The 21,769-nt window shown below is 74.0% G+C and carries 24 protein-coding genes; 14 read left to right on the top strand and 10 right to left on the bottom strand.

All coding sequences use genetic code 11. The annotated features are described in order from the left end of the window. The first annotated feature begins 271 nt into the window (after positions 1–271). Genes hemL through ccsB form a run of 6 tightly spaced genes read left to right on the top strand, consistent with a single transcriptional unit; the run spans position 272 to position 6,118 of the window. Complete coding sequence (hemL, locus tag QZX64_RS12310; protein WP_366558550.1) at positions 272–1,594, top strand: glutamate-1-semialdehyde 2,1-aminomutase; 1,323 nt, start codon at positions 272–274, stop codon at positions 1,592–1,594. A gap of 5 nt (positions 1,595–1,599) precedes the next feature. Then, positions 1,600–2,301 (top strand): histidine phosphatase family protein, encoded by a 702-nt coding sequence (locus QZX64_RS12305; RefSeq protein WP_295660250.1) that lies wholly within the window; start codon positions 1,600–1,602, stop codon positions 2,299–2,301. Continuing rightward, a complete protein-coding gene (locus QZX64_RS12300; RefSeq protein ID WP_295660248.1) occupies positions 2,301–2,864 on the top strand; it encodes a TlpA disulfide reductase family protein in 564 nt (187 codons plus the stop codon). The genes QZX64_RS12305 and QZX64_RS12300 overlap by 1 nt, the downstream gene beginning before the upstream one ends. Then, entirely contained in the window at positions 2,857–3,618 is a 762-nt protein-coding gene (locus tag QZX64_RS12295) for a cytochrome c biogenesis CcdA family protein (RefSeq protein WP_295660246.1), read from the top strand. The genes QZX64_RS12300 and QZX64_RS12295 overlap by 8 nt, the downstream gene beginning before the upstream one ends. Continuing rightward, a complete protein-coding gene (locus tag QZX64_RS12290) occupies positions 3,615–5,174 on the top strand; it encodes a cytochrome c biogenesis protein ResB (RefSeq protein ID WP_295660244.1) in 1,560 nt (519 codons plus the stop codon). The genes QZX64_RS12295 and QZX64_RS12290 overlap by 4 nt, the downstream gene beginning before the upstream one ends. Continuing rightward, positions 5,171–6,118, top strand: coding sequence for a c-type cytochrome biogenesis protein CcsB (gene ccsB, locus QZX64_RS12285; protein ID WP_295660242.1), 948 nt, complete (start codon positions 5,171–5,173; stop codon positions 6,116–6,118). The genes QZX64_RS12290 and ccsB overlap by 4 nt, the downstream gene beginning before the upstream one ends. On the opposite strand, the gene QZX64_RS12280 is transcribed toward ccsB, so the two are convergent. Beyond that, positions 6,091–6,309: a hypothetical protein gene (locus QZX64_RS12280; protein WP_295660240.1), complete on the bottom strand. Its 219-nt coding sequence runs from the start codon at positions 6,307–6,309 to the stop codon at positions 6,091–6,093. The genes ccsB and QZX64_RS12280 overlap by 28 nt on opposite strands. Positions 6,310–6,353: 44 nt before the next feature. Between QZX64_RS12280 and QZX64_RS12275 the strand changes: the two genes are divergently transcribed. Continuing rightward, complete coding sequence (locus QZX64_RS12275) at positions 6,354–6,620, top strand: DUF4229 domain-containing protein (protein ID WP_295660238.1); 267 nt, start codon at positions 6,354–6,356, stop codon at positions 6,618–6,620. A gap of 157 nt (positions 6,621–6,777) precedes the next feature. After that, positions 6,778–7,728, top strand: a complete 951-nt coding sequence (locus tag QZX64_RS12270) for a type IV toxin-antitoxin system AbiEi family antitoxin domain-containing protein (protein WP_295660236.1) — start codon at positions 6,778–6,780, stop codon at positions 7,726–7,728. A gap of 91 nt (positions 7,729–7,819) precedes the next feature. Here QZX64_RS12270 and QZX64_RS12265 read toward each other — a convergent pair whose 3' ends face one another. Next, the gene (locus tag QZX64_RS12265) at positions 7,820–8,692 is read right to left on the bottom strand and encodes a 1,4-dihydroxy-2-naphthoate polyprenyltransferase (protein WP_295660234.1); all 873 of its coding nucleotides are present in this window, start codon (positions 8,690–8,692) and stop codon (positions 7,820–7,822) included. Between the two features lie 51 nt (positions 8,693–8,743). Here QZX64_RS12265 and QZX64_RS12260 point away from each other — a divergent pair, with 51 nt between their 5' ends. The 6 genes from QZX64_RS12260 to QZX64_RS12235 are packed head-to-tail and all read left to right on the top strand — an operon-like array spanning position 8,744 to position 14,785. Continuing rightward, entirely contained in the window at positions 8,744–9,751 is a 1,008-nt protein-coding gene (locus tag QZX64_RS12260) for an AMP-binding protein (RefSeq protein WP_295660233.1), read from the top strand. Beyond that, positions 9,748–10,695 carry an o-succinylbenzoate synthase gene (locus QZX64_RS12255; RefSeq protein WP_295660231.1) on the top strand — a complete coding sequence of 316 codons (948 nt, stop codon included), beginning with the start codon at positions 9,748–9,750 and terminating at the stop codon, positions 10,693–10,695. Before QZX64_RS12260 ends, QZX64_RS12255 begins: the two co-directional genes overlap by 4 nt. Further along, positions 10,692–12,314, top strand: a complete 1,623-nt coding sequence (gene menD, locus QZX64_RS12250; protein ID WP_295660229.1) for a 2-succinyl-5-enolpyruvyl-6-hydroxy-3-cyclohexene-1-carboxylic-acid synthase — start codon at positions 10,692–10,694, stop codon at positions 12,312–12,314. The genes QZX64_RS12255 and menD overlap by 4 nt, the downstream gene beginning before the upstream one ends. After that, positions 12,311–12,874 carry a GrpB family protein gene (locus QZX64_RS12245; protein ID WP_295660227.1) on the top strand — a complete coding sequence of 188 codons (564 nt, stop codon included), beginning with the start codon at positions 12,311–12,313 and terminating at the stop codon, positions 12,872–12,874. Before menD ends, QZX64_RS12245 begins: the two co-directional genes overlap by 4 nt. A gap of 43 nt (positions 12,875–12,917) precedes the next feature. Beyond that, complete coding sequence (locus QZX64_RS12240; RefSeq protein ID WP_295660225.1) at positions 12,918–13,736, top strand: S-methyl-5'-thioadenosine phosphorylase; 819 nt, start codon at positions 12,918–12,920, stop codon at positions 13,734–13,736. After that, positions 13,733–14,785, top strand: coding sequence for an NAD(P)-dependent oxidoreductase (locus tag QZX64_RS12235; RefSeq protein ID WP_295660223.1), 1,053 nt, complete (start codon positions 13,733–13,735; stop codon positions 14,783–14,785). The genes QZX64_RS12240 and QZX64_RS12235 overlap by 4 nt, the downstream gene beginning before the upstream one ends. 3 nt (positions 14,786–14,788) lie before the next feature. Here QZX64_RS12235 and QZX64_RS12230 read toward each other — a convergent pair whose 3' ends face one another. From QZX64_RS12230 to QZX64_RS12195, 8 genes are read right to left on the bottom strand one after another with little or no spacing between them, the layout of a single operon-like run. Beyond that, positions 14,789–16,108, bottom strand: coding sequence for a hypothetical protein (locus QZX64_RS12230; protein WP_295660221.1), 1,320 nt, complete (start codon positions 16,106–16,108; stop codon positions 14,789–14,791). Between the two features lie 5 nt (positions 16,109–16,113). Beyond that, entirely contained in the window at positions 16,114–17,244 is a 1,131-nt protein-coding gene (locus QZX64_RS12225) for a sensor histidine kinase KdpD (protein WP_295660219.1), read from the bottom strand. After that, positions 17,241–17,918 carry a response regulator transcription factor gene (locus QZX64_RS12220; RefSeq protein ID WP_295660217.1) on the bottom strand — a complete coding sequence of 226 codons (678 nt, stop codon included), beginning with the start codon at positions 17,916–17,918 and terminating at the stop codon, positions 17,241–17,243. The genes QZX64_RS12225 and QZX64_RS12220 overlap by 4 nt, the downstream gene beginning before the upstream one ends. A 3-nt stretch (positions 17,919–17,921) precedes the next feature. After that, the gene (locus QZX64_RS12215) at positions 17,922–18,338 is read right to left on the bottom strand and encodes a hypothetical protein (protein WP_295660215.1); all 417 of its coding nucleotides are present in this window, start codon (positions 18,336–18,338) and stop codon (positions 17,922–17,924) included. After that, complete coding sequence (locus QZX64_RS12210) at positions 18,335–19,492, bottom strand: molybdopterin-dependent oxidoreductase (protein WP_295660214.1); 1,158 nt, start codon at positions 19,490–19,492, stop codon at positions 18,335–18,337. The genes QZX64_RS12215 and QZX64_RS12210 overlap by 4 nt, the downstream gene beginning before the upstream one ends. Beyond that, positions 19,489–20,130: a bifunctional 2-polyprenyl-6-hydroxyphenol methylase/3-demethylubiquinol 3-O-methyltransferase UbiG gene (locus QZX64_RS12205; protein ID WP_295660211.1), complete on the bottom strand. Its 642-nt coding sequence runs from the start codon at positions 20,128–20,130 to the stop codon at positions 19,489–19,491. Before QZX64_RS12205 ends, QZX64_RS12210 begins: the two co-directional genes overlap by 4 nt. Next, positions 20,127–20,759 carry a DUF2064 domain-containing protein gene (locus QZX64_RS12200; protein WP_295660209.1) on the bottom strand — a complete coding sequence of 211 codons (633 nt, stop codon included), beginning with the start codon at positions 20,757–20,759 and terminating at the stop codon, positions 20,127–20,129. The genes QZX64_RS12205 and QZX64_RS12200 overlap by 4 nt, the downstream gene beginning before the upstream one ends. Then, positions 20,756–21,412 (bottom strand): glycosyltransferase family 2 protein, encoded by a 657-nt coding sequence (locus tag QZX64_RS12195; protein ID WP_295660205.1) that lies wholly within the window; start codon positions 21,410–21,412, stop codon positions 20,756–20,758. The genes QZX64_RS12200 and QZX64_RS12195 overlap by 4 nt, the downstream gene beginning before the upstream one ends. Between the last annotated feature and the right edge of the window lie 357 nt (positions 21,413–21,769).

Raw genomic sequence — 21,769 nt, 5'->3', positions numbered from 1 at the left:
GCTGGATCCGCGCGCGGTCTCCCTCAAGATCACGCACGGTTCCAACGAATGTTGTCACGCCGAGTTACGCCCGCCACACCCCCGTGTGATCCAGGCCACACGCACGACCGGATCCGAGCCCTCCGTGGAGAAGGTGACCCCGTCATCATCGCCCCGAGCCGGGTCGTGGACAAGGGGTGGACCGAGCCTCGCTGAGGTCTGGGTCACGCACCCGACCCCGCCGGACGGTGCCGGGTCGGACGTCCCTTGGGCGTTGGGCGACAATAGGGGAGTGACCGACCGCCCCGTGACCACGTCTGCCGCGTTGTTCGAGCGAGCCCGGTCCGTGACCCCGGGGGGCGTGAACTCGCCGGTTCGAGCCTTCTCGGCCGTGGGCGGGACACCTCGTTTCATCCGCAGCGCGCGCGGGGCCTGGTTGAGCGACGTGGACGGCAACGACTACGTCGACCTGATCTGCTCGTGGGGCCCGATGCTGCTGGGCCACGCGCACCCGGACGTCCAGGCCGCCATCGCGGAAGCGGTGTCGCGGGGCACCTCCTACGGCACCCCCACCGAGGCCGAGGTCGAGCTCGCCGAGGAGATCGTCGCGCGCACGCCGGTGGACCGGGTCCGTTTCGTCTCGAGCGGCACCGAGGCGACGATGTCGGCCATCCGGCTGGCCCGTGGCTTCACGGGACGTGACCTCGTGATCAAGTTCGCCGGCTGCTACCACGGCCACGTCGACGCGCTCCTCGCCAGTGCCGGCTCCGGCCTGGCGACGCTCGGAGTGCCGGGCACGCCCGGCGTCTCCGCCAGCACGGCTGGGGAGACCATCGTGCTGCCCTACAACGACCGTGAGGCGATCACGCGGGCCTTCGCCGAGCACGGCTCCCGGATCGCCTGCCTGATCACCGAGGCGACGCCGGGCAACATGGGCGTCGTCCCCCCGACCGCTGGCTTCAACGCTTTCCTGGCCCAGACCTGCCGCGACCACGGCGCCCTGTTCATCAGCGACGAGGTCATGACCGGGTTCCGCGCCACTCGCGAGGGTGGCTGGGGTCTCGACGGCGCAGTCGAGGGATGGCGCCCCGACCTGATGACCTTCGGCAAGGTGATGGGCGGCGGCTTCCCGGCCGCGGCGTTCGGCGGCCGTCGCGACGTGATGTCGCGGCTCTCCCCGGAGGGGCCCGTCTACCAGGCCGGCACGCTGTCGGGGAACCCGATCGCCACCACGGCGGGCCTCGCCACGCTGCGGCTCGCGACCGACGACGTCTACTCCCACATCGACGCCGTGGCCACCACGATCAAGCAGGCCGCCGGCGACGCCCTGAGCGCCGCGGGGGTGCCCCACGCCGTGCAGGCGGCGGGCACGATGTTCTCCGTCTTCTTCGCCGAGGGGCCGGTGCGCGACTTCGCCGACGCCTCCGCCCAGGACACCGCGGCGTACGCCGCCTTCTTCCACGCCATGCTCGACGCCGGGGTCTACCTGCCCCCGTCGGCGTACGAGGCGTGGTTCCTCTCCGCGGCCCACGACGACCGTGCGGTGCAGACCGTGCTCGACGCGCTGCCGGGCGCCGCCCGCGCCGCTGCTGCCGCCTCCTCGGAAGGACGCTGATCGCCATGGCCGGCAACGCCCCGCAGGACACCGTGCAGAAGACCGTCGTGCACCTGCTCCGCCACGGTGAGGTGCACAACCCCGAGGGCGTCCTCTACGGCCGCCGGCCCGGCTTCCACCTCTCCGAGCTCGGCCGCCGGATGGCCCAGCGCATCGCCGACACGATCGGCGACCGCGACATCACCCACCTGCGGGTCTCCCCGCTGGAGCGCGCTCAGGAGACCGGTGCGCCGCTCGCCGAGCGGCGTGGACTGGCGCCTCTCGTGGACGACCGGGTGATCGAGTCGGTCAACGACTTCGAGGGCCTCAGCTTCGCCGACGGGGCCATGACGATCGTCAAGCGGCCGCGGCTGTGGAAGCACCTCTACAACCCCTTCACGCCGTCGTGGGGCGAGCCGTACGACGCCATGGCCAGCCGGATGATGGCGGCCGTGCACGACGCCCGGGACGCCGCCCGGGGCCACGAGGCGGTGATCGTGTCGCACCAGCTGCCGATCTGGACGACGCGGCTGCACGTCGAGAAGCGGTCCTACGTCCACCACCCCAAGAACCGCCAGTGCACGCTCTGCTCGCTCACCTCGCTGCACTTCACCGGCGACACGCTCTCGCAGGTGAGCTACTCCGAGCCGGCCGGTGACCTGATCCCGGTGCAGGACCGGTCCGCGCCCTTCTCGTCCGGCGGGGCCCCCGAGGAGAAGCGACCCTGATGACCCGTGTCGCGACCCTGGTGGTCGTCGCCCTGCTGGTGCTGAGCGGGTGCACGTCGTTGGCGGGCACCGGCGACAAGGGCTACATCACCGGCGACGGCAGGATCTCGCAGGTGGACTCCGCCGAGCGCGGGGACCCGATCGCGCTGTCCGGCGAGGACCTCGACGGGCAGCCGGTGAGCCTGGAGGAGATGCGTGGCGAGGTCGTCGTGGTGAACGTCTGGGGCTCCTGGTGCGGACCGTGCCAGGCCGAGGCCCCCGACCTGGTGGACGCCACAGAGCAGACCGGCGACGAGGTCGGCTACCTGGGGATCAACTTCCGTGACCCCGACCCCGCCCAGGCCCAGGCGTTCGCCCGGAGCAACGAGCTGTCGTTCCGCTCCGTCTACTCCCCGGACGGCAGGGCGCTGCTGCCCTTCGCCGGCACGCTGAACCAGCGCAGCGTCCCGGCGACGGTGGTGCTCGACCGCACGGGTCGAGTCGCTGCCGCGATCAACGGGGAGATCCCCTCGACGCAGACCCTCGTCGACCTCGTCGAGCAGGTGGCCGCCGAGGATGGGTGACTGGTTCTCCCAGCAGGCGGCCGCCGGTTCCCTCCTGCTCGCGCTGCCGGTAGCGCTCGTCGCCGGCCTGGTGTCGTTCTTCTCGCCCTGCGTGATCCCGCTGCTGCCCGGCTACCTCTCCTACGCCACCGGCCTGTCGGGCGCCGACCTGGCCTCCGGTGAGGCCGGACGGCGGCGCGGCCGGATGCTGCTCGGCTCGGTGCTCTTCGTGCTCGGCTTCTCCGCGGTCTTCGTCGCCCTGGGCATCGCCTCGGGAGCGCTCGGGGCTCGGCTGACCGAGTACGAGCGTGAGGTCACGGTGGTCCTCGGCTCGCTGACCATCGTGCTCGGCCTGGCGTTCGCGGGGTTCGTCCCGTTGCTCCAGCGGGACTGGCGCATCCACGCCGTGCCGTCGGTGGGGCTGGCGGCCGCACCCCTGCTGGGCGTGCTCTTCGGGCTCGGCTGGACGCCCTGCCTCGGGCCCACGCTCGCTGCGATCAACACGCTGTCGTTCAACGAGGCCACGGCCGGCCGCGGCGCCCTGCTGTCGGGCGTGTACGCCGCGGGCCTGGGCATCCCGTTCATCGTGGCCGGGCTGGCCTACCGGCGGGCGCTGGGCGCCTTCGCCTGGGTGCGCCGCCACCAGGCCTGGGTGATGCGGGCCGGCGGCCTGATGCTCGTGGCCGTGGGGATCCTGCTCGTCACCGGCTGGTGGGACGACATGGTGACCTGGCTGCAGGTCAACCTCATCCTGGGCACCGAGGTCCCGGTGTGAGCGAGCCGGCAACGCCTCGCCGTGCCGGCGAGCTGACCCTGCGCGAGACGGCTCGCTGGTCCTGGCGGCAGCTCACCTCGATGCGCACCGCGCTCATCCTGCTCCTGCTGCTCGCGCTGGCGGCCGTGCCCGGCTCGATCGTCCCGCAGCAGGACGTCGACTCGCTGAAGACCTCGCGCTGGCAGGAGGCCCACCCGACGCTGACGCCGATCTACGAGTGGCTGGGGCTGTTCTCGGTCTACGACTCGCCGTGGTTCGCCGCGATCTACCTGCTGCTGATGGTCTCCCTCGTGGGCTGCATCATCCCGCGCACGGCCGTCTACTGGCGCGCGATGGGGGCCCGCCCGCCCCGGGCCCCCGCCCGGCTCGACCGGCTGCCGCACTCCGCGTCGTACACCACGCAGGAGGAGACCGACGACGTCCTCGCGCGTGCGGCGCGGGTGCTGCGCAAGCGGCGCTTCCGGGTCGACGTCCGGGACGCCGCGGGCGACGCCACGGTGGCGGCCGAGCGCGGCTACCTCCGCGAGGCCGGCAACCTGGTGTTCCACATCTCGGTGGTCGTGGTCCTGGTCGGCTTCGCGATGGGCAGCCTGTTCGGCTACCGGGGCGGCGCGATCGTGGTGGTCGGCGGCGGCTTCGCCAACGACGTCCGCAGCTACGACGACTTCCTGCCGGGCAGCCTGTTCCGGCAGGAGTGGATGGAGCCCTTCAGCTTCGACATCGACGACTTCGAGGTCGACTGGCTCGAGAGCGGTCCGCGCAGCGGGATGGCGCAGAACTTCGTCTCGCACCTGAGCTACCGCGAGTCGCCCGACGCCCCGGAGGAGGCCTACGACCTGCGGGTCAACCACCCGCTGAGCATCGGCGACACCGAGGTGTTCCTCATCGGCCACGGCTACGCCCCGGTGATCACGGTGACGGACGGCGAGGGCAACGTGGCGCTCAGCGGGCCCACGGTCTTCCTGCCGAACGACCAGACCTTCCGCTCCTTCGGCGTCGTCAAGGCCCACAGTGCGGAGCCCACCGAGATCGGGCTGCAGGGCGAGCTCTACCCGACCTTCGCCTTCCGCGAAGGACGTGAGGGTGGCCCGTACTCCGCGTTCGGCAACGCCCTGGACCCGCTCATCTCGATGACCGTCTACACCGGCGACCTCAGCATGGGCAGCGGTGCGCCGCAGTCGATCTACGCGCTCGACACGTCGAGGGCGGAGCAGGTCACGAAGGCGGACGGGTCGATGTTCCGGCTCGACCTGCGGCCCGGCGAGACCGCGAAGCTCCCCGACGGTGCCGGCTCGGTGACCTTCGAGGGGCTCCAGCGCTGGAACAAGCTCCAGATCAGCCGCACGCCCGGCAAGCTCGTCGCGCTCACCGGCGTGAGCCTGGCCCTGCTCGGGCTCCTCGGGTCGCTCTTCATCCGCCCGCGTCGGGTCTGGATTCGTGTACGCCGCGAGGCAGGGCAGACACTGGTGGAGCTGGGCGGGCTCGACCGCAGCGACGGCGGGGACGTGGCGGAGGAGCTCGAGGACATCAGGCAAGCCATCAAGGAGGACGCGTGAGCGACCAGTCGTGGGAGAACCTCAGCAACCAGGCGATCGCCGTGGCCGGGGCTGTCTACTTCCTCGCGCTGCTGTGCCACCTCGGCCAGTGGGCGTCGCTGCGCAAGCTGCCCGCCGACACCGAGGTCACCACCGGCCGGACCGCCATGCTCGGGCGGCTCGGCGTGCTCCTCACCGTGATCGGCTGCGGCGTCCACCTCGTGGGGCTGCTGGGCCGGGGCATGGCCGCGGACCCGAACCGGGTGCCGTGGGGCAACATGTACGAGTTCTCGATCTCCGGTGCCTTCTTCGTCGCGCTGATCTACCTCGCGCTCTACCGCCGGCTCCGGCTGGCGTGGATGGCGCCGATCGTCGTCGGCGTCGTGCTGACCGTGATGATGGCCGCTGTCATCTGGCTCTACGACCCCGTCGCGCCGCTCACCGAGGCGCTCTACTCGCCGTGGCTGGTCATCCACGTGGTGTCGGCGGTCATCGCCACCGGTGCGTTCACCCTCGGTGGCATCGCGTCGTTGCTCTACCTGCTGAAGTCGCGCACGACGTACACCCAGAAGTCCACCGGCTACCTCGCCCGCGTGCCCGACCTGCGAGGGCTGGACCGCATCTCCTACCGGATGCACGCCTTCGGCTTCCCGGTGTGGACCTTCGCGGTGCTGATCACCGGCCCGATCTGGGCCCACCAGGCCTGGAGCTCCTACTGGAACTGGGACCCCAAGGAGGTCTGGGCGTTCATCACCTGGGTCGTCTACGCGGCGTACCTCCACGCGCGGACGACGGCCGGCTGGCGCGGCCGCAACGCCGCGATCCTGGCGCTGGTGGGAGTGGCGACCCTGTGGTTCAACTTCATCGGGATCAACTTCTTCTCCACGACCTCCCAGCACTCCTACGCCGAGGGGTCCGCGCCGATCAGCGTGACCGGTCAGGTGGAGTCGGGCTCGTCCTTCTGACGCTTCTTCCGGTTCTTCCGGTCGAGGTCACGCAGGAAGTCCGGGTCGTCGTCGGGAGCGGCGGGGCGCTGCGGACGGCGCGGCCGCTTCGGGCGCTGAGGCATCCCCTGGACACCCCGGCGCTCGATCACCCGGATGAGCAGGTAGACCGCGAGCGCGAAGAGGAAGACGATCAGCAGGAACTTCAGCACCCTCCCAATGTAGGCGCTCACTGGTGACGGCCTACCCTGGCGGGGTGAAGGAGTTCGTCGTCTACACCGCCATGCGGCTGCTGGTCTTCGTCGCGTCGCTGCTGATCGTCGTGGGCGTGTGGTCGCTGGTCGCGGGCCGAGACAGCGTGCACGCGGTCTGGACGGTGGTGCTCGCCTTCATCGTCTCCGGCATCGCGTCGTACTTCCTGCTGAATCGCCAGCGCGAGGCCTTCGCCCGCCGCGTCGAGGAGCGCGCCCACCGCGCCTCCGCCGCCTTCGAGGAGCGTCGGGGTCGCGAGGACGTGGAGTAGGGGCTGGGTTGGGATCCCCGGATATCCGGGGATCCCTGCGGTTCGCACTGGTTGCAACGCCAGCAAACCGCGAGCAACCAGTGCCAAGCTTGCGCGTAGTCCACAGGTGCGCTCCGGTGTCGACGCGCTGGGGTCACATCCGCGGCAGAGTCCTCGCATGGCCGAAGGACTGCTCGACCTCGAGGGAGCCGCGTTCCTGCGTAGGGACGCGGTCGCGGAGGGATACACCGACCGTGCGATCGCAGCGCTGGTCGCGCACGGAGAGTGGCACCGGTTGCGCCGAGGCGCGTACTGCTCGGGGCTGCTGTGGCGGTCGCTGTCCACCGCTGACCGCCATCGGCTGCTGGCGCGTGCCGTGCTGCGGACCGCGCACCCGTCGGCGGTCCTCACCCACCACTCCGCCGCCATCGAGCACGGCGCACCGGTGTGGGGCCGCGACCTCGGCATCGTCCACCTGACTCGCACCGATGGCCGGGCGGGTCGCCGTGAGGCCGGCGTGGTCCAGCACCGCGGAGTCCTTCCCGACAGTCACGTCGTCCCGGTCAACGGCGTGCGCGCCTCGCATCCCACGCGGGTGGCAGTGGAGATGTCCACCACGGGGTCGGTGGAGTCGACGCTCGTGACCGTCAACGGCATCCTGCACATGGGTCTCTCCACGCCGGAGGCAGTTGCGACGCTGACGGGCGACATGCGGTTCTGGCCCCGCAGCCTTGCGGCAGACCTGGTGATCAGGCTGGCCGACCCACGCGTGGAGTCGGTGGGCGAGTCACGCACGCTCTTCCTGTGCTGGGATCAGCACCTGCCCCGACCGTGTCCCCAGGTCGAGGTCCGCGACGAGCACGGGCTCGTCGTGGCGCGACTCGACTTCGCCTGGCCCGAGCATGGGGTCTTCCTCGAGTTCGACGGCCGGGAGAAGTACTTCCGGCACCGGCTGGAGGGCGAGGGTCTGGAGGAGTTCCTGCTGCGGGAGAAGCGCCGCGAGGAGCTCGTCTGTCTGCTGACCGGCTGGGTGTGCATCCGGATCTCGTGGACCGACCTGGCCAGACGCCAGCAGACGGGTCGCCGGATCCGAGCGCTGCTGGCGCGCCGGACGTCGCAGGGTGCCTGACCTTCGTAGTGGCTGCTCGCGCTTCGCTGGCTTTGCAACGCGGTCAAACCGCAGGGATCCCCGGATATCCGGGGATTCCGACCCCGCCTCCCTACGGCACCAGCAGGAACACCACCACCAGCGCGGACCACCACAGCTGGGCGAGGCCCGTCTGGGCGAGGACGGGGACGAGGCCGGGGCCGCTGGCGCCGCCGAGCACGGCGCGGAGGGGCGGGGTGGCGATGACGAGGAAGGCGAGGGCGCCCAGGACCCACCAGGTGGTGGAGGCGGCGACGGCGACGACCGCGAAGGCGGCGGCGAGCACGAGGAGGAGGTAGAGGTAGCGGGTGCGCTGCTCGCCCAGACGTACGGCGAGGGTGCGCTTGCCCGACTCGACATCGGTGTGGACGTCGCGCAGGTTGTTGGCCACCAGGATCGCGCAGGCGAGCGAGCCGACGCCGACGCCGGCGTACAGGGCGGGCCACAGCCACTCCTGCGTCTGCACGTACGTCGTGCCGACGACGGCCACGAGCCCGAAGAAGACGAACACCATGACCTCGCCGAGGCCCTGATAGCCGTACGGCCTCGAGCCGCCGGTGTAGAACCACGCCGCGACGATGCACGCGGCGCCGACCGCGACCAGCCACCACGCGGTGGTCACGGCGAGCACCAGCCCGGCGAGCGCGGCCACGCCGAAGCACGCGAAGGCGGCCGCTCTCACCGCACCCGGCGTCGCGGCCCGCGACCCCACGAGCCGCATCGGCCCGACCCGCGCGTCGTCGGTCCCGCGGATGCCGTCGGAGTAGTCGTTGGCGTAGTTGACGCCCACCTGCAGGGCCAGGCTCACCACCAGGGCGAGCAGCGCCTTCCACCACACCAGCCCGTCGGCGTACGTCGCGACGCCGGTGCCGGCGAGCACGGGGGCGACGGCGGCGGGCAGGGTGCGTGGGCGCGCCCCGGCGACCCAGTCGGCGGTGGTGGTCACCGGGTCATCCAACCAGGCAGCCGGGACGCCCCTACGACTAGCGTGCGTCGCGTGACCTTCCTCCAGCCGCCCGACGACCCGGCCGCCGCGGTCGTGGCGCTGGCGGGGTGGCTGGACGACGAGCGGCCCGACCCGTTGCTCATCACCACCTCCGGCTCCACCGGCGCCCCCAAGCGGGTCGTGCTGTCGCGCGACGCGGTGCTGGCCTCCGTGGCGGCGTCGGCGCGCCGCCTGGGCCACTCCGGTCGGTGGGCGCTGGCCCTGCCGTCGTCGTACGTCGCGGGCGTGCAGGTGATCGTCCGCTCGCTGGTCGCCGGGCACGAGCCGGTCCTCGGCGGGTGGGGCGACGCGGCGTTCACCTCGCTGGTGCCCACCCAGCTGCACCGGCTCCTCGACTCCGCCGACGACGTGGCCGCGCTCGCGAGCATGCACACGGTGCTGCTCGGCGGCGGCCCGATCGATCCCGCGCTGCGCGGTCGCGCCGCCGATGCCGGCGTGCACGTCGTCGCGACGTACGGCGCGAGCGAGACCGCAGGCGGCTGCGTCTACGACGGGCTGCCGCTCGACGGCGTCGCCGTCGCGATCGCTGCCGACTCCCGGATCCGGCTCGGCGGCCCCACCGTCTTCGAGCGGTACGACGGCGACCCGGCGCTGACGGCCGAGACGCTCGTGGACGGGTGGTACCTCACCAGCGACGCCGGCCGGCTCGACGAGGACGGCCGGCTGCGGGTGCTCGGCCGGCTCGACGACGTGGTGGTCAGCGGCGGCGTCAACGTGCCGCTGCCGGCCGTGGCCGCCCGCCTGCGCACGCACGCGGGCGTGCGGGAGTGCGAGGTGCTCGGCACGGAGGACCCGGAGTGGGGGCAGCGCGTCGTGGCGTTCGTGGTCGGCGGACCGGACGTGCCGGACCTGACGGACCTGCGTGACTGGGTGGCCGCCGAGCACCCGCGCTCCTGGGCGCCGCGCCGGGTCGTCACGCTGGACGCCCTGCCGCTGCTCGCCAACGGCAAGGTCGACAGACTCGCCCTGAGAGAGATCGCCGCGAAGGAGCCCGCATGAACGTGTTCTCGATCCCGATGCGCACCCGGTTCCGGGGCATCACCGTGCGGGAGGGGGTGCTGTTCCGCGGCGAGGGTGGCTGGGGGGAGTGGAGCCCCTTCCTGGAGTACCCGCCCGAGGTCGCCGAGCCGTGGCTGCGGTGCGCCGAGGAGGCGGCGGCGGGCGACTGGCCCGAGCCGGTGCGCGACCAGGTGCCGGTCAACGTCACCGTGCCGGCCGTGGACGCCCACGCGGCGCACTCCATCGCGCTCGCCGGCGGCTGCTCCACCGCCAAGGTGAAGGTCGCCGAGCCCGGCCAGACGCTCGCCGACGACCAGGCCCGCGTCGAGGCCGTCCGCGACGCCCTCGGCCCCGACGGCCGGATCCGCATCGACGTCAACGGCCTGTGGTCGCTCGACGAGGCGGTCTCCGCGATCCCCGTCCTGGACCGGGCCGCCGGCGGCCTGGAGTACGTCGAGCAGCCCTGCGCCGACGTCGAGGACCTCGCCCGCGTACGCCGGCGCGTCGACGTGCCGATCGCCGCCGACGAGTCCATCCGCCGGGCCACCGACCCCTACCGGGTGCGCGACCTGGAGGCGGCCGACGTCGCGGTGCTCAAGGTGCAGCCCCTCGGCGGCGTGCGCGCGTGCCTGCGGATCGCCGAGGACATCGGGCTGCCGGTCGTGGTCTCCTCCGCGCTGGAGTCCTCGATCGGCATCGCCGCGGGCGTCGCGCTGGCCGCGGCGCTGCCGACCCTGGACCACGCGTGCGGGCTCGCCACCGTGCAGCTCCTCGACGACGACCTGGTGACCGAGCCGCTGCTGCCGCCGGCCGGGTGGCTGCCGGTCGGCATGCCCGTGGTCGACTCCGCGGCCCTGGGGCGCCTGCGCGCCTCGTCCGACCGGGTGGCGCACTGGGAGCAGCGACTGCAGGACGTCCGCGCCGTGCGCCGGGAGCAGCCGTGAGCAACGCGTCCACCGACCTCGCCCGGGGGATCGTCGCCCGGCTGGTCGAGGCGGGGGTGAGCGAGGTGGTGGTGGCGCCGGGGTCGCGCAACGCCCCGCTGTCCTTCGCGGTGCTCGCCGCCGCGCAGGCCGGTCGCGTGCGGCTGCACTCGCGCATCGACGAGAGGTCGGCGGCCTTCCTCGCCCTCGGGCTCACGAAGGTGGGCGCCCGGGCGGCCGTCGTGTGCACCTCGGGGACCGCGGTGGCGAACCTCCACCCGGCGGTGCTCGAGGCGGCGCACGCGGCCCTCGACCTCGTGGTCGTGACGGCCGACCGGCCGGCGTCCATGCGCGGCACCAACGCCAACCAGTCCACCGACCAGGTGGGCGTCTTCGGTCCGCTCGTGGCCACCCGGGACCTGGCCGCCGAATCCGCCTCCTTCACGCTCGTCGAGGCCGGCCCCACCCACCTCAACGTGCACCTCGACGAGCCGCTCCTGCCCGAGGACGACGCCGTCGACTGGCTGCCGGACGCGCCGCCTCGGGAGCGGCAGTGGCCCTGGCGGCAGGAGGGCGGCACGCAGATCGCCGCCGGGCCCCGCACCGTGGTCGTGGCCGGCGACCACGCCGGCCCGCCGGCGCGGACGCTGGCCGAGCAGGCCGGGTGGCCGCTGCTGGCCGAGCCGTCGAGCGGATCCCGCACCGGCGCCAACGCGATGCGCTGCTACCGGCTCCTCCTCGACGGCGACCTGGGCCGGCGCGTCGAGCGCGTGGTGGTCCTCGGCCACCCGACCCTGTCGCGGCCGGTCACCCGGCTGCTGGCCCGCGACGACGTCGAGGTGTGGGCGCAGCGGATCCCCGGGGCGTGGCCCGAGCGGCCGTTCGCGGTCGACACCGCCTTCGACGCCCTGACCCCGCCGCCGGACGAGCCGGACGAGCCGAACGGGGCGGACGGCCCCGCGTGGCTGCAGGAGTGGCACACCGCCGATGCCGCGGTCGCCCGCCGGCTCGACGCGCTGCTCGCCGCCGAGCCCGACCTCACGCCGTACGAGGTGGCCGGCGCCGTGGCGGCCGCACTGCCGCCGGAGGGCCTGCTCGTCGTCGGTGCGTCCAGCCCGATCCGCGACCTCGACCTGATGGTCCCGCGGTACGCCGTGGGCGCCCGCCGCAAGGTGGTCGCCAACCGCGGTCTCGCCGGCATCGACGGCACGGTGTCGTCCGCGATCGGGGCCGCCCTGGGACGCCGGTCCGACCGGGCCTTCGCCCTGATGGGCGACGTGACGTTCCTGCACGACGCGGGCGGCCTGGTGATGGGCCCGGCGGAGGAGCGTCCCGACCTCACGATCGTCGTGGTCAACGACGACGGCGGCTCGATCTTCACCATGCTCGAGCAGGGCGCCGCGCCGTACGCCTCCGCCTACGAGCGGCTCTTCGGCACGCCGCACGGCGTCGACCTGGCCTCGCTGTGCGCGGCGACCCGCACCCCGCACTGGCAGGTCGGGTCGCTGCCCGAGCTGCAGCAGGCGCTGGCCGCCCCGAACGGCGGGGTGGAGGTCGTGGAGGCGCGCGTGCGCCGCGACAACCGCCGCGACCTCGACGCCCGCATCCGGGCGCTCGCCACGGACGGCGCCGCCCGATGACCGCGCGCATCGTCGTCCGGCCCTACGACCCGGCCTGGCCGGCCGAGTTCCGCGAGGTCCAGGCGCTGCTCCGCGAGGCGCTCGGCGACGTCGCGGTGAGCGTCGACCACATCGGCTCCACCTCCGTGCCGGGCCTCGCCGCCAAGGACGTCGTCGACGTGCAGGTCACCGTCGAGGACCTCGACGACCCTCGCCTGTCCTCGGCCATGGAGCGGCTCGGCGCCACGCCGACCGACATCCGGGCCGACCACGTGCCTGCCGGCGCGCCGGACGAGCCCGAGGAGTGGGAGAAGCGCTACTTCCGGGCTCCGCCCGCCTGGCGGCCCACCCACCTCCACGTCCGCGCCCGGGGCCGGGCCAACCAGCGCTACGCGCTCCTCTTCCGCGACCACCTGCGCCACTCGGCGTCCGCCGCGGGCTCGTACGCCGCGATCAAGACGGCGCTGGCCCGCCTGCACCCCGACGACGCGGACGCCTACTACGACGTCAAGGACCCGGTGTGCGACCTGGTGGTGGAGGCGGCCGAGCGCTGGGCCGCCGCGACCGGGTGGACGCCCTGACCGCGACGGCGGCCGCTGGCGGTGGGCTGGCAGAGTGTCCGGCGTGACCGCACCGATCCAGTGGGCCGACGTCGCCGTCATCGGCGGCACCGGCTTCTACTCCTTCCTCGACGACCCCGCCGAGCACCTCGTCGAGACGCCGTACGGCGCCCCGTCGGCGCCCCTCTCCATCGGCACCGTGGCGGGGCGCAGCGTGGCGTTCCTGCCGCGGCACGGGCCCCACCACGAGCACCCGCCGCACGCGATCAACTACCGCGCGAACCTGTGGGCGCTGCGCTCCCTCGGCGTGCGCCAGGTGCTCGCCCCGTGCGCGGTGGGCGGCCTGGGCGAGCGGGTGGCGCCGGGTGACCTGGTCGTGCCCGACCAGCTCGTCGACCGCACCACTCGGCGGACCGGCTCCTACGTCGAGACCGGGGCGGTGCACCTGCCCTTCGCCGACCCGTACTGCCCGCAGCTCAGCGCGGCCCTGTCCGGAGCGGACGAGGACATCACCGCCGGCGGCACGATGGTCGTCGTCGAGGGCCCGCGCTTCTCCACCCGCGCGGAGTCCCGGCACTATGCCGACCAGGGGTGGGACCTCATCAACATGACCGGTGCGCCGGAGGCGGCGCTGGCCCGCGAGATGCTCCAGTGCTACGCCTCCATCGCCCTGGTCACCGACATGGACGCCGGGGCCGGCTCGGGCGAGGGCGTGGGGCAGGAGGAGGTGTTCGCGATGTTCAGGCAGAACCTCGACCGGCTGGGAGGGATCCTCCGCGGCGCCATCGAGGCGCTGCCCGACCCCGACGGCTGCACCTGCGCCTCGTGGGCCGACGACGTGGAGCTCACCTACCAGGTGCCCGGCGAGGGGCAGAGCCGATGAGGGTGCTGCTCACCGGCTCGGCCGGGTTCATCGGCTCCGCGATCGCAGCGCAGCTCGCCGAGGCGGGCGACGAGGTCGTGCCCGTCGACGTCATGCTGGCCAACGCCCACGGTGCCGGCGAGCCACCGAGGGGCACCCACACCCTCGACGTCCGCGACGCCGCGACGTCGCGGGCCTGGGCCGAGCTGCTGGACGGCGTCGACGTGGTCTGCCACCAGGCGGCACTCGTGGGCGCCGGCGTCGCAGTCTCCGACCTGCCGGAGTACGCCGCCCACAACGACCTCGGCACTGCGGCCGTGATGGCGGCCATGCACGAGGCCGGCGTCGGCCGCCTCGTCGTGGCGTCCTCGATGGTCGTCTACGGCGAGGGCCGCTACGCCTGCCCGGACCACGGGCCGCAGGTCCCCGGCCCCCGTGGCGTCGCCGCGCTCGACGCAGGGGACTTCGAGAACCACTGCCCCGTCTGCGGGGAGGCCCTGGCGTGGGAGCTCGTCGACGAGGACGCCCGGCTCGACCCCCGCAGCACCTACGCCGCCAGCAAGCTGGCGCAGGAGCACTACGCCGCCGCCTGGGTGAGGCAGGCCGGGGCGTCGGCGATCGCGCTGAGGTACCACAACGTCTACGGCCCCGGCATGCCCCGCGACACGCCGTACTCCGGGGTCGCGGCGATGTTCCGCTCCTCCCTGGAGCGCGGGGAGGCGCCCACGGTCTACGAGGACGGCGGGCAGATGCGCGACTTCGTGCACGTCCACGACGTGGCCCGGGCCAACGTGCTGGCGATGCGCCGGGTGGCCGAGGCCGACGCAGCCGCGTACGCCGCCTACAACGTCTGCTCCGGGCAGCCCGTGTCCATCCTCGACGTGGCGCGGCAGGTGGCGGCCGGCACGGGCAGCGGCCTCGAGCCCGAGGTCACCGGCGGCTACCGGCTCGGCGACGTGCGGCACATCGTCGCCTCGCCGGAGCGGGCGCGCGCGGAGCTCGGGTTCACCGCGGCGATCGGGCCCGACGAGGGCCTGCAGGAGTTCGCGACCGCCCCGCTGCGCGCCTGATCGTCACCAGCTCGTGTAGAGCAGGTGCTGCACGACCAGCGCTGTCGCGAGCTGCAGCGCCAGGCCCCAGCGCCGCCACGGCGTCGGCAGCGCGGCCGTCGTCAGCGTCAGCCACGGGATGAACGGCAGCCAGATGCGCTCGACCTCCGACTTCGACATCCGCGAGAGGTCGGCGACCACCACGGCCGCCAGAGCCGCGCCGGCGAGCAGCAGCACCGTCCGGTCGGTACGACGCCGGCGCGAGCCCGCGTGGGCGATCCCGGCGCCGAGGAGGGGACCGGCCGAGATGAGCAGCGCCCCGAGGTTGCCCCACACCCAGTACGCCTGCGGCCGCTCGGCCGCGACGCCGTCCCAGTACCGGTCGACCAGCACCGGGTAGGCCTCCCACCACGCGAAGCCGGCCACCGCGAAGGCGGCGACCACCGCGAGGGCGGCGAGCACCGCCACGGGCAGCGGCCGCCACGAGCGGCCCAGCACGAGCACGGCGAGGGCGAGCAGGCCGAGCAGCGGCAGGCCGTAGGACAGGAACACGCACGCGCCCAGCAGCAGGCCGGCCAGCCCTGCCCAGCCGATCCACCGCCGTCCCCGGGCCCGGGTCGCGACTGCCAGCGCGCACAGTCCCCAGGCCGCGACGGCGGCGAACAGCGCGTCGGCGGAGACCGCCATGAAGACCGCTGCCGGGGTGAACACCAGGAACGGCGCCGCCGTGCGGGCCACCGCCTCGGAGCCGAGGGTGCGCACCGTCGACATCACCGCGAGCGCCGTGGTGGCGGCGATCGCGGTCACCACCAGGCCCGCGGCCAGGTCGCCACCGAGCCCGATCCGCACCAGGCCCACGAAGAACAGCAGCGCCCCCGGCGGGTGGCCGGCGACGTGGGTGACCCAGTTGTCCTCGGCGGTGTAGGGGATCCGGTCGATGAAGGTGCGCAGCATCAGCCCGACGTCGTCGGTGTCGCGCGCGGTGCCGAGGTACTCGAACGGGTTGCCGAGCGCGCGCGAGATGCCGTCGGTGCCGTCGACGAGGGCGAGGACGAGCAGCCACGCCAGCCCCGCGGCGTACGACGCGAGGAGGAGCCCGCGCCAGGAGAGCCGCTGCGCCAGTGCGGGCGCCCATCGCCACGCCGCGCCGGCGAGGAGCACCGCCACCACGCTCATCGGCGCGACGCTCGGCCGCCAGAAGCCGTGCAGCGGGGGGAGCTCGTCGACGTCGTCGCGGCGGGTGACGACGTCCCAGCCGGCCAGCTGCGGGACGGCGACGGAGGCGGCGACGACCAGCAGCGCCACCAGCAGCCCCACGAGAGCTGCCCGGGACCGGACCTGCACCGCGCTCAGTCCGGGAGCCGCACGAGGAAGCGGCAGCCCGGCACCGTGGGCTCGTTGACGACCTCCACCACGCCGCGGTGCGCCTCCACGATGCCCTTGACGATGGCCAGGCCGAGACCGGCGCGGGCGGTCCGGTCGTCGGCCGGGTCGTGCTCGGGGGTGCGGGCCGTGCCGCCGCGCCAGGCGACGTCGAAGACGCGGGAGAGGTCCTCCTCGCGGATGCCGCCGCAGCCGTCGGTGACGCTGAGCTCGACCCCGCCGGCGACCGCGCGTCCGGTGACCTCCACGCGTCCGTCGCCGGGGGTGTGCCGGATGCCGTTCATCAGCAGGTTCGCGAGCACGCGCGAGAGGCCCTGCGGGTCGGCGTGCACCTGGAGCCCGCGGTCGACGCTGCCGTCGAGGCGTACGCCGCGCGCCCGGGCCACCGGGTCGGCGCCGGCGATCGCCTCGCTGACGAGGTCGCCCAGCGCCACCTCCTGGGGGTCGATGCGGAAGACCCCGGCGTGCAGGCGTGAGAGCTCGAAGAGGTCGTCGACCATGCGCACCATCCGGTCGACCTCGGCGCGGATCTGGCGGTGGTAGCGCTGCGGGTCGGCGGCCATGCCGTCCTCGAGGGCCTCGGTCATCGCGCGCATGCCGGCCAGCGGGGTGCGCAGGTCGTGGCTGACCCACGAGATCAGCTCGCGGCGCGACCCCTCCAGCCTGGCCTCGCGGGCGCGCGACTCCTCCAGGCGGGCCACCGTGGCCGTCAGCTCGGCGGAGAGCTCCTGGAACTCGCGCGGCCCGGTCGACGGCACCGGCGCCACCCCGGTGCCGATGCGGCGCACCTCCTCCTGCACGCCGCGCGACCAGCGCACCAGCGCGGCCCCGAGGGCGTAGGCGACGAGGAAGGAGCTGACCGCGGCGGCCCCGGTGACGAGGGTGACGACCTCGAGGTCGTGCCGCATCAGGAACATCCGCTGCGCCACCGCCAGCACCCCGGCGAGCACCGAGAGGACCGCGACGGCGGCGACGAGCCCGAGCTGCCAGCGCACCGACGCCGACCTGAGCAGCCACCCGGCGAGCAGCCCGAGCGCCCCCACCGCCACGGCGGCGAGGAGCGCCACGATCAGGATCTCGACCTGCTCCGCGTTCATGCCGTCTCCCATCGGTAGCCCACGCCCCACACCGTGACCAGCCGGACCGGGCTGGTCGGGTCGGCCTCCACCTTCTCGCGGAGCCGCCGCACGTGCACGGTCACCGTCGACTGGTCGCCGACGGTCCAGCCCCACACCTCGCGCAGCAGGTCGTCGCGCGAGAAGGCGCGGCCCGGGTGCGCGACGAGGTGGCGCAGCAGGTCGAACTCGCGGCCGGTCAGGGGCAGCACGACGCCGCGGAGGACCGCCTCGTGGCGCGCGGCGTCGACGACAAGGTCACCGTCGGTGAGCAGGGCCGGCTCCTCGGAGGTGCGCCCGGTGCGCCGCAGGATGGAGTCGACGCGCAGCACGAGCTCGCGCGGGCTGAACGGCTTGGTGACGTAGTCGTCGGCGCCCAGCTCGAGCCCCACCACGCGGTCCTGCTCACCGCCCAGCGCGGTCAGCATCACGATCGGTACGTCGCCGCCGCTGCGCAGCCGCCGGCACACCTCGAGTCCGTCGATGCCCGGCATCATCAGGTCGAGCACCACCAGGTCGGCGGGCGAGCGCTGCATCAGCTCGAGGCCGGCGGCGCCGTCGGGGGCCTCGCTGACGTCGTGGCCGGCCGCGCGCAGGTAGGACACCACCACCTCGCGCACCGTCACGTCGTCCTCGACCACCAGCACCCGGGCCACGCCTCAGTCCCCCGGGTGCCGGCGACGTCGGGAGCCGACGAGGGCGCCGAGGGCGGCTGCGGCGAGCACCAGGCCGGTCAGCACCAGCCAGCCGAGCAGGTAGTTCCTGTCGAGCAGGGTGGGGTTGTCGGGCCGGGCGCCGAAACGGCCGAGGACGGGCACCGCGGCCACGGTCACCGTGCCGATGACGACCAGCGCGACGGTGGCCGGTGCCCACCAGGACCGGGGGAGCAGCCGCGCCCCGAGGGCGGCCACGACGACCACGACGGCCGAGAGCAGGACGTCGTGCAGCAGCGGCCCGACCGCCAGCCAGAGCGCCGCACTCGCGAGCTGGCCGGGGTCCTGGCGCGACAGCAGCAGCCAGGCGCCGTACGCCCCGACGAGGACGCCGACGGCGACCAGCGCGGCGCGCGTCCTCATGCCTGCACCTCCAGCCGGGTGACCCACTTGGTCTGCAGCACGCCCGGCCGGTTGGGCGCGATGACGCGGCACGGGAAGCCGTGGTCGAGCGAGAGCGTCTCGCCGTCGAGGGCCAGCGCGAGCAGGGTGCGCTCGTCGCGGGCGAACTGGTCCTGCAGCGTCGTGACGCGGAACGGCCCGGACTCCTGCAGCGACTCCACGCGCACGTCGCCGCGCGGCGCCTCCACCAGGTCGAGCAGGTCGGCCACGCGCACCCCGGTCCACGACCCGCTGGCGCTCCACCCCTCCACGCACGCGATCGGCAGGGTCTCGGTGTGCTGGGGCAGGGCGAGGAGGTCGTCGTGGCTCAGCGACACCGAGCGGTCGCCGTACGCCACCTCCAGGCGGTACGCCGCGCTGGTGGCCGTGCCGGTCACGCCGGCCGAGACGGCGGACTTGTTGATGGGGATCCCGGCCGGACCGTCGCCCGACCGGACGCCGAGGACCGAGACGTCGCGCAGCACCGGCACGGCGCTGCCGGCCGTGGCGAGCGCCGCGACCCCGCCGGCCAGCCACGTCGTTCGCAGCAGCCCGCGGCGCGACAGGGCGCCGGGCTCGACGGCGGTCGGCCGGTCGTGGCGGGTGTCGTCGACGTGGCTGGTGAGCGCGTCCCGGATGACGGGCAGCTTGACCGCGACGTGCACCACGAGGGCGCCGATGGCGATCCACGCGACCGCGTAGTGGGTGGCGCGGAACGAGAACGCCCAGGGGTACCACTGGCTGGAGTTCATCAGCCCGGTGGCGAGGAGGAAGACACCCGCGGCGACGAGCACGCCGATCGAGGCGCGCTCGAGGGAGGTGAGGAGCAGCCGGCGCGGGTCGCGCAGCGGGGGCCGCTCGAAGAACTTCGGCAGCACGGTCCACAGCTTGACCAGCAGCAGGGGTACGGCGGCCGTGCCGGTGATCACGTGCAGCCCCTGGGTGACGCGGTACCCCCACGACGGGCTGGTCGGGAAGGGGATCGGCTGACCGGGGTCCTGCGCCCAGTGGCTGACCAGCCCGGTGAGGAAGCAGATCGAGAAGGCGATGCCCAGCCACACGCCCACCCGCGCCGCGACCGCCGGGCTGCGCAGCCGCGAGGTGAAGTGCTCGGGGGTCGGTGCGGCGAGCCTCATGGCTGCGGCGAGCCCTGGAGGACCACGGCCCAGCGCTCGCCGATCCGCTCCACGCAGGAGACGGCCAGCCCGGCCTCCGCAGCGGTCTCGCCGATCGAGTCGACGCTCACCACGGACCACCGGAACGGGCGGCTGCGCTGGTCGCCGGCCTGGAGCGAGGCCCAGTGGGTGCTCGCCGCCACCCCCGGCCCGGCGACCTCGACCACGACGCGGCCGAGCGGGTCGACGACCTCGGTGAGCCGCCGCAGCAGGGCGAGGGGATCGCCGCCGATGCCGACGTTGCCGTCGGCGAGCAGCGCGGTCTCCCAGCGTCCCTCCCCGGGCAGCTCGTCGAACACGTCGCGCACGATGGCGGCCCCACCGCGCTCACGTGTCTGGCCGACGGCCTCGCGGACCACGTCGATGCCGAGCACCACGTGGCCACGCTCGGCGAGCTCGGCGGTCAGCCGGCCGGGGCCGCAGCCGACGTCGAGCGTCGGCCCCACGCACAGGTCGACCAGCCGGTGGTCGTGCTCGTCGGCGGGCTGGGTCCACTCCGAGACCGGCAGGGCCACCGGCTCGTCGGCGACGCCGACGACGTGGGTCGGCTCGCCCTGCAGGGCCAGCGTGAAGACGGTGGTGAAGGGCACCTCGTTCACCGCTCACCCCACGCCTTCGCGAAGCGGCTGCCCGGGACCTCGGCGGCGACCCGGCGCGCGTCCTCGACGGTGTCGACGTCGAGGAGGGTGCCGGTCAGGGCGACCGTGTGCCCGGCCCGCTCGAGCGCGGCCACCGTGTCGGTGCAGGTGGTCGGGGTCGACATCGGCACCCCGGCCAGGGCCCGGGCGACGCCGGGGTCGGTGCGGCCCAGGGCCCACCACCCGCCGTCCTCGGCGGGGCCGACGACGGCGTCGCGCCCCGCCAGGCCGTCGGCGACCCCCGCGAGCGCCGCGGCGGTGACCTGCGGGGTGTCCATGCCGATCTGCACCACGGCGCCCGGACCGGCGTCGAGGTGGGCGTTGACGAGGCGCTCGGCGAAGCCGTCGCCGCGCTGCGGGGTGATCGTCCACCCCACGAGCAGCTCCCGCAGCTCCTCGGCGCGTACGCCGTCGGCGAGGTCGCCGGCCAGCGACAGGTGGCGGTCGGCCCCGGAGGCGTTGCAGGTCTCGATCGTGTCGGCCAGCGCCGCAGCGGCCACGTCGGCGGCCACCTCGTGCCCGACGTGCTCACCGAGCCGGGTCTTGGCGTGCCCCGGCACGGGAGCCTTGGCCACGAGCAGGATCCTCATCGCTCGAGCACCTTCCAGAAGTCATGCGCGGTCCGGGCGGTGCCCCGGACCGAGCCCGACACCTTCGACCGGGTACCCGCCGCGCGCGGGTGGTAGGCGACGTCGTGCTCCACGAAGCGCCAGCCCGCCCGGCTCGCCTTCTGCAGCAGCTCCACGGGGTAGCCGAACCGGCGGTCCTGCACGTCCAGGGCCAGCAGGTCCGCGCGCCGGCACACCCGCATGGGTGCGATGTCGTGGGCGTCGAGGGCGATGCGGCGGCGCAGCCACGCGACGATGAGAGTGTTGCCGAGGCGGGCGTGCCACGGCCACACCCCGGAGGAGACGGGCCGCCGGCGGCCGACGGCGATGTCGGCGCGCCCCTCCACCACGTCGGCGAGCATCACCAGCAGCTCGTCGGGGTCGAAGGAGCCGTCGCCGTCCATGAAGGCGACGTGCTCGGCCGTGGCGGCCAGGAGCCCGGCGTGCACGGCGGCGCCGTACCCCGGCCGCGGCTCGGTCACGACCCGGGCACCGAGCCCGCGGGCGACGTCGGCGGTGTCGTCGCTCGACCCGTTGTCGACCACGATGACCGAGAAGTCGGCCGGCACCCGCGGCAGCAGGTCCTGCAGGGCCCGCCCCTCGTCGCGACACGGCAGGATGAGGTCGGTCGTCACGTGCCTCAACCTAGGTGCCACGCGGCGACTGAGGGGCATCGAACCCTTACGAAGCCGTGACGGCGCGGGCCGGCCGAGCCTCCGGGCACGGCGATCGCGGCGCCGGCTCGGGGTTTGCGCGCTGCCTCGAGGAGGGGACGACCGAGGTGGCCCTGCGCCAGTGCCCGACCGCCTGACCGGTTGCTGGAACGTTCGTACAACGCCGGTTGTGCGAACGTTCCAGCAACGGCGTCGAGCGCGACGTCGACGCAACCGACGGACCCGCAGCGGGCGACCGCGCGCAAATGCGACATCGCGCCGCACCCGCAGGTGCGACGCGATGTCGGAGGTGTGGCAGGGCGTGCGCCGAGCCGGAGG

It is taken from the genome of uncultured Nocardioides sp. (assembly GCF_902805925.1).
Classification (GTDB): domain Bacteria; phylum Actinomycetota; class Actinomycetes; order Propionibacteriales; family Nocardioidaceae; genus Nocardioides.
Note: the sequence above shows the minus strand (reverse complement) of the source record. Positions and strands in the feature narration are given on the sequence as shown.